The sequence below is a fragment of the Pseudomonas syringae group sp. J248-6 genome (assembly GCF_032586995.1).
Taxonomy (GTDB): Bacteria; Pseudomonadota; Gammaproteobacteria; order Pseudomonadales; family Pseudomonadaceae; genus Aquipseudomonas; species Aquipseudomonas amygdali.
The window spans coordinates 71517-83462 of the sequence record NZ_JAWHOP010000009.1 but is presented as its reverse complement, the minus strand read 5'-3'; the positions used below and the strand labels follow the sequence as shown (position 1 = coordinate 83462).

General features: G+C 58.7%; 13 protein-coding genes and 1 pseudogene. 1 reads left to right on the top strand and 13 read right to left on the bottom strand.

Annotated features, from left to right (window positions below):
* The first annotated feature begins 37 nt into the window (after nt 1-37).
* Nucleotides 38-1654, top strand: coding sequence for a hybrid sensor histidine kinase/response regulator (locus tag RYC17_RS13875; protein ID WP_122259814.1), 1617 nt, complete (start codon nt 38-40; stop codon nt 1652-1654).
* 34 nt (nt 1655-1688) lie between these two features.
* Here the strand turns inward: RYC17_RS13875 and RYC17_RS13870 are convergent, their stop codons facing one another.
* The 13 genes and pseudogenes from RYC17_RS13870 to RYC17_RS13810 form a co-directional block, all read right to left on the bottom strand.
* Nucleotides 1689-1913, bottom strand: coding sequence for a hypothetical protein (locus RYC17_RS13870; protein ID WP_316903407.1), 225 nt, complete (start codon nt 1911-1913; stop codon nt 1689-1691).
* Nucleotides 1914-2087: 174 nt separating this feature from the next.
* Nucleotides 2088-2264 carry a hypothetical protein gene (locus RYC17_RS13865; protein ID WP_316903406.1) on the bottom strand — a complete coding sequence of 59 codons (177 nt, stop codon included), beginning with the start codon at nt 2262-2264 and terminating at the stop codon, nt 2088-2090.
* 64 nt (nt 2265-2328) lie between these two features.
* Nucleotides 2329-2526 (bottom strand): hypothetical protein, encoded by a 198-nt coding sequence (locus RYC17_RS13860; protein ID WP_316903565.1) that lies wholly within the window; start codon nt 2524-2526, stop codon nt 2329-2331.
* A 195-nt stretch (nt 2527-2721) separates the two neighbouring features.
* Nucleotides 2722-2874 (bottom strand): annotated as a pseudogene (locus RYC17_RS13855) (M20 family peptidase); the annotation flags it as partial.
* Between the two features lie 66 nt (nt 2875-2940).
* On the bottom strand, nt 2941-4017 hold the full coding sequence (locus tag RYC17_RS13850; protein WP_316903404.1) for a chemotaxis response regulator protein-glutamate methylesterase: 1077 nt from the start codon (nt 4015-4017) through the stop codon (nt 2941-2943).
* Nucleotides 3980-4513: a chemoreceptor glutamine deamidase CheD gene (cheD, locus tag RYC17_RS13845; RefSeq protein WP_122281768.1), complete on the bottom strand. Its 534-nt coding sequence runs from the start codon at nt 4511-4513 to the stop codon at nt 3980-3982. The genes RYC17_RS13850 and cheD overlap by 38 nt, the downstream gene beginning before the upstream one ends.
* Entirely contained in the window at nt 4510-5319 is an 810-nt protein-coding gene (locus tag RYC17_RS13840) for a CheR family methyltransferase (RefSeq protein ID WP_122281769.1), read from the bottom strand. The genes cheD and RYC17_RS13840 overlap by 4 nt, the downstream gene beginning before the upstream one ends.
* A gap of 9 nt (nt 5320-5328) precedes the next feature.
* A complete protein-coding gene (locus tag RYC17_RS13835; protein WP_044318969.1) occupies nt 5329-5868 on the bottom strand; it encodes a chemotaxis protein CheW in 540 nt (179 codons plus the stop codon).
* A 50-nt stretch (nt 5869-5918) separates the two neighbouring features.
* Nucleotides 5919-7574 carry a methyl-accepting chemotaxis protein gene (locus RYC17_RS13830; RefSeq protein WP_316903398.1) on the bottom strand — a complete coding sequence of 552 codons (1656 nt, stop codon included), beginning with the start codon at nt 7572-7574 and terminating at the stop codon, nt 5919-5921.
* Between the two features lie 30 nt (nt 7575-7604).
* Nucleotides 7605-9707 (bottom strand): chemotaxis protein CheA, encoded by a 2103-nt coding sequence (locus RYC17_RS13825; protein WP_122281771.1) that lies wholly within the window; start codon nt 9705-9707, stop codon nt 7605-7607.
* Nucleotides 9708-9753: 46 nt separating this feature from the next.
* Entirely contained in the window at nt 9754-10044 is a 291-nt protein-coding gene (locus RYC17_RS13820) for a lipid asymmetry maintenance protein MlaB (protein WP_004658672.1), read from the bottom strand.
* Nucleotides 10045-10067: 23 nt separating this feature from the next.
* Nucleotides 10068-10436 carry a response regulator gene (locus tag RYC17_RS13815; RefSeq protein WP_002553206.1) on the bottom strand — a complete coding sequence of 123 codons (369 nt, stop codon included), beginning with the start codon at nt 10434-10436 and terminating at the stop codon, nt 10068-10070.
* Nucleotides 10437-10445: 9 nt separating this feature from the next.
* Nucleotides 10446-11279 carry a methyl-accepting chemotaxis protein gene (locus tag RYC17_RS13810; protein ID WP_410478458.1) on the bottom strand — a complete coding sequence of 278 codons (834 nt, stop codon included), beginning with the start codon at nt 11277-11279 and terminating at the stop codon, nt 10446-10448.
* Nucleotides 11280-11946: the final 667 nt, after the last annotated feature.

Here is an 11946-nt window from a genome sequence, read left to right as displayed (position 1 = left end):
AGAATGTACTGCGCTCGCGGCACAACGAGGTGCGTCCATGAAAGACCGAAAGAAAAACGCTGAACTGGATCAGGCTACCTTGCGGTTGATCGTGGCGACGTTTGCGATCAGCTATGTATCGTTGATTGGCCTTCTGCCGGGGCTCAAGGTTGCCACCTATCAGCCCATCATTTTCTACTATGCGGGCTTTCTGGTGGTTTCTCTGGTCTTGCGCCAGCACATCATCAGCTATCCAGGTGTATTCGCGTTGCGCCGTGTACTCGGGATGGTGCATGACTACACTGCCATTTCCGTCGGACTGATCGTTGGCGGGGAGGCAACACTGCCGGTTTTCAGCGTGATGGTCTGGGTCACTCTAGGCAACGGCATGCGCTTTGGTTCGCGATATCTTGCAATTGCGGCGTCCCTGGCCTTGTTGGCGATACTGGTCATCTATCAATTGACGCCGTACTGGCAGGCGCAGCCATTTATGGTTTTGATGCTAGTCGCCGTCACTATTCTGGTGCCTGGCTATGCGCACATTCTGTTGGTGAGGGCTCGCGAGGCGTCAGAGCAGGCGACCGTGGCCAATCGCGAGAAGGAGCGGTTTCTGGCTCAGGCCAGCCATGACCTGCGCCAGCCCATCCACTCCATCGGCATGTTTACCGCTTGCCTGCGGTCCAGCCCGCTGGGCGATTATGAGCGTCAACTGGTCGATAACATCGATCGCTCCCTGCACAACGTGTCGCAGCTGTTTCGCTCGATTCTGGACATTTACACGCTGGACAGCGGCAAGGTTTCAGCCAAGTTGGATGTGGTCAATCTGGGTGACATGCTCAATGAAGTCGCTCATCAGAACGTTGCGGCCGCCCGCTGGGCCGGTGTAGAGCTTCGGGTGCGACCTTGTCGGCGCTGGGTCAGGGTCGATGCCACGTTGCTCGCCACGATGGTGCAGAACATCATTTCCAATGCGCTCAAATATGCCCCTGACCACCCGGTGCTGATCGGTGTGCGCAGCCATGCGGGGCGTCTGTCGATCAGTGTGTATGACCAGGGCCGGGGTATTGCTGCCGAACATCTGCCCAGGGTCTGTGACGAGTTCTACCGCATCCGCCATGTGCGCGACAAAGACGTGGAGGGCGTCGGGTTGGGGTTGTCCATCGTCAAAAGGCTCAGCCAGATTCTCAATGTGCAAATCGCGATTGTCTCGCGAATAGACCGCGGGACTACGGTCACCATTCATGGGCTTGAAGAGGTGAGCGCGCCTGTTCGGGTGGTACCCAAGAAGGCATTGGGCGAGAGCCTGCTCAAAGGGGTCAGGGTGTGTCTGGTGGAGGACGACCAGAACGTTCTGATGGCCACCGCAGCGCTGCTTGAACGATGGGGATGCGAAGTGCAGACCGCCCGATCGGCGGAGGGGCTGACCACTCATTGCGACATTATCGTCGCCGATTACGATCTGGGCACAGTGGCCAACGGCCTGGACTGCATCGAGGGCATACGAGCTGCCCGTGGCTGGGACGTGCCTGCGCTGATTGTTACCGGGCGGGAAGTGGACGTCGTGCTTGAGTCAATGCAGGGCGCGGAAGTTTCAGTGTTGTCCAAGCCGTTGCGGCCTTCGGAACTGCGCCTGAACCTGCTCTCGATTCGCGAGCGGCGGATGAGTATTCCCTGACCTGCGTGCACACGGGCCAGGGAATTCAGCTGCATCAGGCAGTAATGAATGGCCCGCGAATATCCGACGGCGGGGGCACGTCAGGGAATGGATAGACGCAGATCGGGTCCGGTTTGATCACGCCAATGCCAGGCACCGGCATGATGGTGAAATCGGCACCACCGGAGACGCTGTACATCTCGGCGTCGGTCAGTACATGAGCATGAACCGAATAATTGTCGACGATGGTCCCAGTGGTTTTCTGATTGCGGATAATCATGTCAAACCTCGTGGTCGTTATTGAAAAATACGGTAAACCGAGTTGGCGGTTGTGTGACTTGATCCTCATGTGCAATAAGTTGTATCCAGAGGCTGGCGGTCTGTGAGTTTTGCAGCCGGACCAACCGTTGCAAGAGGTTAGATGATCAAGTCATTCATCATGAGTCTGGGCTTGTCAGGTTTCCTGCCGACGCCGAGCGATGGCGGCCACCGCTGTAAACATGCCGGCAAGGCCAATGTAATGCCATTGAAAATCAAGACTGGCGGCAATAAGAAACGCAAGCGCTGCCAGCCAGAACAGTCCCTGCGAATTGACGGTTTTCCCAAAGAGCTTATGACGATCGGGCATCATAATGTTCTCCTGTTTTCCCGGTAGGTGCCTGCACTGCGCTGCCCACCCGGAATGGCAAGGCGTATTACTGCGCCATCTGGTAGGTCTGAAAGGCGTCAATCGCGCTGGCCCCTGCCACGCCGACCAATATGACACCCGCACCGACGGCAGTCACCGGAGCCAGCGCCGCAGCAGCGGCCACTACGCCTATGGCTGTCACGCCTTCTCCTACTGTCATACCGCCACCGATCTGTGCCAGCTCTTCATTATCGAGTTCGCGCATCATCAATTCCTTATTCATTTGAAATCACCTTTTGTCGTGTTATTTCAAAGTTTCTGGTCAGTAAGCCATTAACGCATTACAGGCATTTCAGTAATTGCCTGATAGGTGTTAGTGACCGTTACAATACTTAACCAGTGCGCACGCTAAAGAAATAGTACAGGTGTGCTAAGACAGTGGCTTAATATTAAAAGGCTATTATTGTGAGGCGTTAGTGTGTTGCGCTGCAGCAGTGGATTGAGTGTTTGCCCAGTCTTCGATCAAACCGGCATACAGCTCGACGCACTGATGAAGTTTGCTGACCTCACAATACTCATCTACCTTGTGGGCCATGCTCGGCTCTCCCGGGCCTGTCTTCACGATGATGCGGGCGAACCTGACCTTGATATGTTCCCAAGCCAGGGCGCTCCTCCAATCTCACCTATGCAATATCACCTGATGAATCTCCTGCAACGGAATGATCCGCTGCGCCGCGTTCAGTTTGATCGCCTCCTTGGGCATGCCGAATACCACGCAGCTGGCTTCATCCTGAGCCACTGTCGAGCTGCCGGCATCAAGCATCTCCTTTAATCCGCGTGCGCCGTCGTCGCCCATGCCGGTCATGATGATGCCCGTAGCATTCTTGCCAGCGAATTTGGCGACCGAACGAAACAGCACGTCCACTGAAGGGCGGTGGCGGTTGACCAGTGGGCCGTCGATCACCTGAACGTGGTAATAGGCGCCGCTGCGCGTGACCATCATATGTTTGCCGCCAGGTGCAATCAGGGCCAGGCCGGGCAGTATGCGGTCGTTGTTTCTGGCTTCGCGTACCTCGATCTGCGACAAGCCGTTGAGGCGTTCGGCGAACGAGGCAGTGAATTTTTCCGGCATGTGCTGAACGATGACCATACCGGGACAGACGCGGGGCAGGGCAGTCAGCACCGCTTCCAGTGCCTGGGTGCCGCCGGTCGAGGTGCCGATGGCCACAATGCGCTCGGTGGTCTGCGCCATGGCGTGACCGCTGGCTGCGGGCAAAATGGCGTCTGCGGTGAGTTTGCTTGCCGGGGCCAGAACGGGCGGAGCCGTGCGCTTACCGAGGTTTTTGACGTTGGAGTTCGCCGCTGCGCGGACTGCCGCGACCAGCTCGGCGGCTGAATCAATGAGGAAGTTCTTCAGGCCGGTGGTAGGTTTGGTGATGATTTCCACCGCCCCGGCAGACAGCGCCTGCAACGAAGTTTCTGCGCCTTTCTGGGTCAGCGACGAGCAGATCACCACTGGCGTTGGCCGTTCGCTCATGATCTTCTTGAGAAAGGTGATGCCGTCCATGCGTGGCATTTCCACGTCCAGCACGATGACGTCCGGCCATTCCTGAGCCAGCTTGGCCATGGCGAATATCGGGTCCGACGCCGCGCCCATGACATGAATATCGGGGGTGTCGTTGAGAATGGCCACGAGTACCTGGCGAACGACGGCCGAATCATCGACCAGCAATACGCTGATTTTTTTGTTTGGCATCTTTTTCGATTGCTTCCATTGGTTGGTGCCTGACCCATACGTTTCCGTTCCACAGGTCGAAGATGATGTTGCGATGACCGGTGCTGCCCAGGTCCTGAGCCATCAGCTTCAGGCGATGCCGGTCGGCCAGCGTCAGCGCCGCATTGATATTGCGATCTGCGACGTTGTGCATCTGCTGGTCGTGGCGCTGCGCCGGAAACATCTCGCCGCCGCCAAACAGCTTGACCTGATATTCCTCCGGAAGCGTCCCGCTGGCCAGCGCATGGCTAATAAGCATCTCCAGCGCTTCATCAGCGTATTTGCCGTCCAGTGGCTGACCCTTGCGAATACGTCCTGGCAGCATGAAGTGGCACATACCACCGATACGCCGCCACGGGTGCCAGAACGTGATTGCTACACACGAGCCCAACAATGTGCGCAAGCGCGCAGGCCGGGTCTCGAAGACCACTTCGCCGGGAGCCAGGACTATTTCGACCACGCCGACGGGCTTGATCATGGCTTGCGGTAAATCGAAGGGGAGACCATTTTCAACATGTCATTTACACCGTTCAGGCTTTCTGAGTGGCTGATGATGAAATAGCCTCCTGGCTTGAGACGCGGGATCAACCGCGCCACCACTTTGCTTTTGGTTTCCTGATCGAAATAAATCATCACGTTGCGCAGGAAGATTACGTCGAACTCGCCCAGATCCGGCAGGGTGTCATTGAGATTGACCTGCACGAAACTGACCCGGCTGCGCAACGACTTGTCGATCAGGAAGGTCCCTTCCTGGCGACCTATGCCTTTCAGACAGTATTTGAACAGCAAAGGTTGCGGTAACGTCTCGGTGCGTTCCATGGGGTAGTGACCGCTGCGCGCCTTGCTCAGCACGCGGGTGCTGATGTCCGAACCGACCACTTCCCAAGGCGTGGTGCCCAGTTGTTCGGCCAGGGTCATGGCCAGGCTGTAGGGCTCTTCGCCAGACGAACTGGCAGCGCTCCAGATGCGGAACATTTTGCCGTGCGTGACCTTGGGCAGCACCTGCTGACGCAGAAAATCGAAGTGCTTGGGTTCGCGAAAGAAGTACGTTTCGTTGGTGGTCAGCAGGTCCAGCGCCACTTGTAGCTCGCCGTTGCGCTGATCGTTCATGATCAGCTTGAAATACTCTCCGTAGTTGTCCAGCTGATAATGCTTGAGTCGTTTGAACAGGCGGCCGGCGACCAGCGCTTTCTTGGCCAGCGTCAGTTTGATGCCCGCAGCGCTGTACAGCCAGTTCTGGAACTGGCCGAATTCGCGATCGGTGAGCGACGCTGTGTCAGGCATGTGCAGGCCTCACGTCGCGTCGGTGTCGGAAGGCAGCGACTGGCTTGCTTCGGCGAGGCTGGACATCTCATCGATAGACAACACGCGATCGACCTCAAGGACAATGACGAACTTGCCGTCGACCTTGGCCATGCCGCTGATGAAGTCGGCACGAATGCGCGCACCGAAGTTCGGTGGCGGTTCGATCTGCGAGGCCGGTATTTCCAGCACCGCCGAGACGTTATCGACCAGCAGGCCGATGTCCTGCGGCTGGCCGTCCTCGCTGCTGGCCTCGATGATGATCACGCACGAGCGCCGGGTGATGTCCGAGTTCTGTCGCCCGAAGCGCGCCGACAGATCAACCACGGGCACTACGGCACCGCGCAGGTTGATCACCCCGCGCACGAAGGCGGGCATCATCGGCACCACCGTCAGGCTGCCGTATTCGATGATTTCCTTGATGCCCAGAATGCCGATGGCGAACATCTCGCCACCGAGCATGAAAGTCAGGTACTGCGCCTCTTCCTCGACCGCCGTGGCGGTCTGTCGAGTCGTGACCAATGAGCCCATGTCGTTCTCCCTGTGAATCGCTATCGAGGCCGGCAATCAGCAGCCAGTCATCAGAAACGAGTGAATTCCGATTCGTCCGGGGTGCCCGCCATGCTTTGCGCAAACGCCTTGCGCGGAGCCTGTTGCGGTGGCCGCGGGGGCTGGCGGTTCGGGCTGCTGCGGCTGTCGACAGGGCTGCCTTGTGCGACATTCCTTGGCGATGCATCGAGGGTGAAGAAGCTCATGGCCTGTTGCAGTTGTTCGGCCTGACTGCTCATCTCTTCAGCGGTGGCGGCCAGTTCTTCGCTGCTTGATGCGTTTTGCTGAGTGACCTGATTGAGCTGGGTCATGGCGGTGTTGATTTGCGCCACACCGGCAGCCTGCTCTTCTGAAGCCGCGCTGATTTCCTGCACAAGGTCCGACGTCTTGTTGATCGACGGCACCATTTCGTCCAGCAGCTTGCCGGCCTTTTCGGCCATTTCCACACTGCTTGACGACAGCTCGCCAATCTCCTGAGCCGCGACCTGGCTGCGTTCAGCCAGCTTGCGCACCTCGGCGGCCACTACCGCGAAGCCCTTGCCATGTTCGCCCGCGCGGGCTGCTTCGATGGCCGCGTTGAGGGCAAGCAGATTGGTCTGGTAAGCGATGTCGTCGATGATGCTGATGCGTTGGGCGATTTTCTTCATCGCCACGACGGTCTGCTGCACCGATTCGCCGCCGTCGGTCGCTTCCTTGGCAGCCTTGCTGGCCATGCCATCGGTGACTTTGGCGTTCTCGGTGTTCTGGTTGATGCTGGCGCTCATCTGCTCCACCGACGCGCTGGTCTCTTCGACGCTGGCCGCCTGTTCGCTGGTGGCCTGGCTCATTGATTGCGCGGTGGCGCTGACTTCTTCCGATGCGCTGGCCAGGTTGTCGGCGGCGTTACGCACTTCGCCGATAATGTGTGACAGCTTGCCGACCATGTTGCGCATGGCGTTCAGCACCATGCCGGTTTCGTCTTTGGAACCGTGCCCGATGTGGGCGTTCAGATTGCCTTCAGCCAGTTGCTCGGCGGCAGTCGCTGCCTCTTTCAATGGGCGGGAAATAATCCGTGCAATGAACAGCGCCAGACCCAGACCGACCAGCAAGGCTGCAACCAGCACGGCAATGATCGAGATGCGCGCGCTTTCGTACAGACTCGTGCCTTTGTCGCCAGCGGCAGTCGCCCCGGCGTCGTTGAGCTCGACCATCTTTTGCAACTGGTTGGTGACTTCGTCGAAGTGCAGTTTGGACTCACCGCGCAGCAAGGCACGCGCTTCGGTCTCCTGGCCCTGCCGGGAGAGAGCGAACAGATTGTCGCTGACTTTCAGGTAGTTGGACCAGGAGGCACTCACGGCACTGAACATCTGACGGTCCTGATCGCTGATGATCAACTTGTCGTAAGTGGCCAGCCGCGTTTCAAACTGTTTGCGCGATTCTGCTGCCTCAAGCTCCATCTGCGTCTTTTCCTGGGCAGAGTCGGCGGCGATGTGGCGGTTTTCCTTCAGCCGGAAGTTGGCTGCGTAAAAGCGCATGCCCGACGCCGCGCGCATGGACGGCATCCAGTTTTCCTTGATGTCCTGGGCGGCCTGGTTGACCTGGCCCAGCTGGATAATGGCAAAGACTCCCATGGCCGCGGTCAACGCCAGAACCACCAGGAACGAGGTAATCAGCTTGGTGGAAATCTTCAGATCGTAAAACCATTTCATTGAAGTAACTCCTTGGGAATTGCGAATCCGTCAGCGAGAAGTGGGCAATAGGGCTTGAGGTGCCTGGGTCGAGCGGGCTTCCATTTGGACGATCTGGTTGAGCAAGGCCGGTATGTCGAGAATCAACGCCACCGCACCGCTGCCCAGAATCGTCGAGCCGCTGATGCCGCGCAGTGCGCCGAACAGCTTGCCCAGCGGTTTGATAACGGTCTGGAACTCGCCGAGCAGGTCATCTACCACCAACCCGGCCTTGTGTTCGGCGTAGCGCACCACCACCACGTTCTGGCGCCGTGCAGCCGGGCCTTCATGGTTGAAGTGATCACGCAGGTAGACCAGCGGCAACACTTCGCCACGCAGGTCGAGGTAGCCGCTGTCGCGGGTCAGGTGACGATTCTGTTCGTCCAGCTCGATGCATTCCTGAACCATGTCCAGCGGGATGACGTAAGTCGACTGATCGATACCGACCAGAAAACCATTGATGATCGCCAGCGTCAGCGGCAGGCGGATGCGCACGATGGTGCCCTGACCGGGCTGGCTGTCCAGGTCCACAGTGCCGCGCAGCAAGGTGATATTGCGTTTCACCACATCCATGCCGACACCACGCCCTGACAGGTTGGTGACGGCCTCGGCGGTAGAGAAGCCGGGCTCGAAGATCAGGTTGTAGATCTCCTGATCGGTGAGGCTCGCACCCGCTGCCACCAGCCCGCGCTGCTGGGCCTTGTCGAGGATACGCTCGCGGTTGAGCCCCGCACCGTCGTCGGCAATTTCGATGACGATGCTGCCGGAGTCGTGGTACGCATTAAGGCTCAAATGACCTTTTGCCGGTTTGCCTGCCGCGCGCCGTGCTTCGGCGCTTTCGATGCCGTGGTCCATGGAATTGCGCAGCAGGTGCATAAGCGGGTCGCCGATCTTTTCGACAACTGTCTTGTCCAGTTCGGTTTCCGCACCGTTGATAATCAGGTCGATGTCCTTGCCCAGCTCCTGACTGACATCACGTACTACGCGGCGGAAACGATTGAAAGTGTCGCCGATGGGGATCATGCGCAGGTGCAGCGCGCCATCCAGAATTTGCTCGACCAGCCCTGACACGGTCGAGCTGGCTTCCTGAAGCGGGTCGTTGTCGCACGAACGGGCCAGCAGGCTGGCCCCGGCGCTGGCAATGACCAGTTCGCCGACCAGATTGATCAGCTCATCAAGCTTGTCGGCATTGACGCGCACATAACGGCCGTCCTTGTTTTTCTGCTCGCTGGCCGAAGAAGGGCGTTCTACAGCTGTTGCCGCAGCAGGCGTACGCGGCACGGCACGCTGGTCGCCCAGCAGTTCGCCGCTGGCAACCGCAGGGCTGTGTTCGGTCTGCGAGACCAGCTCGGTGCCGGTAGGCTCGACGTGGTCTGCTGTCTCGCTCATCAAGGTGATTTCTACGGCGCAGTCTTCCCGCACGAAGTCGAACACTTCGTTGATCGCGGCATGCCCGGCAGACGAACGAAAATCGATCTCGAAGCCCAGGTGGCAGGATTCCGGGTCCCACGCTTCCAACGCCGGGATGCTGTCGGTGACTGTGGTGACCTGAACCATTTGCCCCAGAGTATTGAGGTAACGCAGGAACGACAGCGGGTCCATGCCGTTGCGAAACACATCCACGCCAAAACGCAGCGAGATATGCCATAGCACTTCGGCAGGCTGTTCATCGATCACACTCGGCGCTCGCGCCTCGTCAGCAGGCTGGGCATTGCCCGGTGCCTGATAGACCTGTAACGCCTGACGCAGCGCCGCTTCGCGTTCCAGAGCGGGCGGCTGCAATGGCTCGCCACGGCTGGCTACTACATCGATCAACTCAAGCATGTGATCGCCGGACTTGAGCAACACCGCGATCAGCCCGGCGTCCACCGACACGCTGCCTTCACGCAGGCGGTCGAGCACGTCTTCAACGATGTGGGTAAAGCTGACGATAGGCGTCAGCCCGAATAGCCCGGCAGAACCCTTTATGGTGTGCGCTGCGCGGAACACTGCGCCAATCGCGTCCTGATCGCCGGGTTCGCTTTCGAGTTGCAGGAGGGATTCCTCCATGGCCTGCAACAGCTCACGCGCTTCAACAATGAACGTTTGCTGTGCCTGATCGAGGTTAATACTCACGATGGCTTCCTTGGTCGATCACTCGGCAATAATGCAAATGGACGCGCTACAGCACGACACCGGGATTACATAACTCGAAGGTTTCGGTGACTGCCTTGCTTTGCCCGGTCATGTGCAGCGAGGTCCCGGTCTTGCCGGCTTCGCGCTGGATGACTGCCAGCAATTGCAGGCCGGCACCGTCCATCTCGGTAACTTGCGACAAGTCGACTTCCACTCGCGCCGCACCAGTGATCTGCGGCAGCAAACGTGCGGCGAGTTCGGTCACGGTGTAGATCGTCAGCTCGCCGTCGATCTGCACGCGGGTGGCGTCAGCCTGATTGTCGTCTGGGGTTGGCATGCTGGCCTCCATGGCCCTTGATCTCAGGGCAGGATCAGCTTGGAAACCGCTGCGAGCATTTGCGCTGGCTGGAACGGTTTGACGACCCAGGCCTTGGCGCCTGCCGCCTGACCTTCTGCCTTTTTCGATTCCTGAGATTCGGTGGTCAGCATGATGATTGGCGTGAACTTGTAACTGGCCAGCTTCTTCACTTCCTTGACGAACGTGATGCCATCCATGTTCGGCATGTTCACGTCGCTGATGATCAGGTGCACTTTCTGCCCGGTCAGCTTGCCCAGTGCATCTTTGCCATCGCAGGCCTCGATAACGTCGTATCCGGCACTTTTCAGCGCGATGCCGACAACCTGCCGGACACTGCTTGAATCGTCTACCACCAATACACTCTTAGCCATGATCTACTCCTAGAAAAACGTGATTTCCTGCGAATCCTGCTGTGCTGCCGATTCGCCGCGGTGAGTACGGCGTTGCTCGTCGGTCGCATAGGTGGACTCCATGCGCGCCAGCCATTGCCGGGCGTCGATGGCGACGGCCTCATCGGGAGACTGGCTGGCTTGCAACAGATGCGCGTGCAAAGAGTCGATGTTGTCGCGTACGTGAGCGAGAATCTGGCTGACTCGGTCCTGAAACTGCAGGTTTACAAGGACTTCGGTCATTTCGTCGCGAATACCGTAGCTTTCCTGCTTGAGCAGGTCGGCGGATTCGGCCAGGCGACCGGTAATGCTCTGGAAGCGCTCCAGGACGTTCTGGATGCTTTGCTCGGAAGCTGCCACCGAATGGCTGTCTTGATCAGCACCGCTGGAGGCGGCCTGCACCAGTTGCGTGATCGCATTGTTGATGATGTCGACCTTGGCCGACATCTGCTGACCGGTTTCGCTGGACTTGCTCGACAGGCTGCGCACCGCGTCGGCGACCACGGCAAAGCCACGGCCGGCTTCACCTGCGCGCGCCGCTTCAATCGCGGCGTTAAGGGCCAGCAGGTTGGTCTGCGCAGCAATCGCTGCGACGTCCGCGGCCATGGTGCGCAACTCGCCTGTATAGGCGGTCAGGCTGCGAACCTGGGAGAGCGTCTGGTCGCGGCTGGCCTGGGTGGCTTTAAGGGAGTCAATCACCTGGCTCAGCTCGCTGTCACTCTGGGACAGGACTTTCAGAGCGCCATCAGCATTCTGACCGTCCAGCTCACCGGCAGCGTGCTGCGAGGCCTGTACGGTTTCCTGCAAGCGTTCGGAAATTCCCATGAATCGGCTGCTCAGCTCGACAATGGCGGTTTCGGTTTGCTGGCGCGAGCTTTCGACCTGTTTGGCCCAGATCGGCATGGCACCGAGAAAGACTTCGTTGAGCTGGGCATGGGAGGCCATGGCGCTAATTTGAGCGTTATGTGCCTGGTGATGGTCCAGCGCTTGAGCAACAGCCCGACGCACGTCGTTCTGCTGGGTGCGGGCAGCCAGTGCACAGGCACCCAGACCGATAGCGAGCAGTGCCGCACAAGCAAGCAGATTGGTCGTACTCGTACCGGATTGCGTGAGGATCCAGGCAACGGCAGGTATGACGGGAATCAGAGAAAACCAGATGAAATGCGGACGACTTTGCGCAGGAGTACTGCTGGAATGATTCGACATCATGGGTTCGATCCCTGAACAGTGCAGCGTTGTACACGACTCAATGGTTATCTGCGCGGTGCAGACGAACTTGATACCTGTACGAGCGCCTTCCGTCCGATCGCATCGCGCAGAGCCCGGTCAGATTAAAAATAGCGGGTATTCAGGGCACTGCAAGTTGGCCCAGAGCGAGATTCACTCAAGAGAGGACGCAGAGCGTCCAGAACGGCATGCCCACGCGGAGCATGGGCACGATGGTGTTCCTGCGGTCTGCGCTGCACAGGTCAATTCAATAGAGGACGCAGAG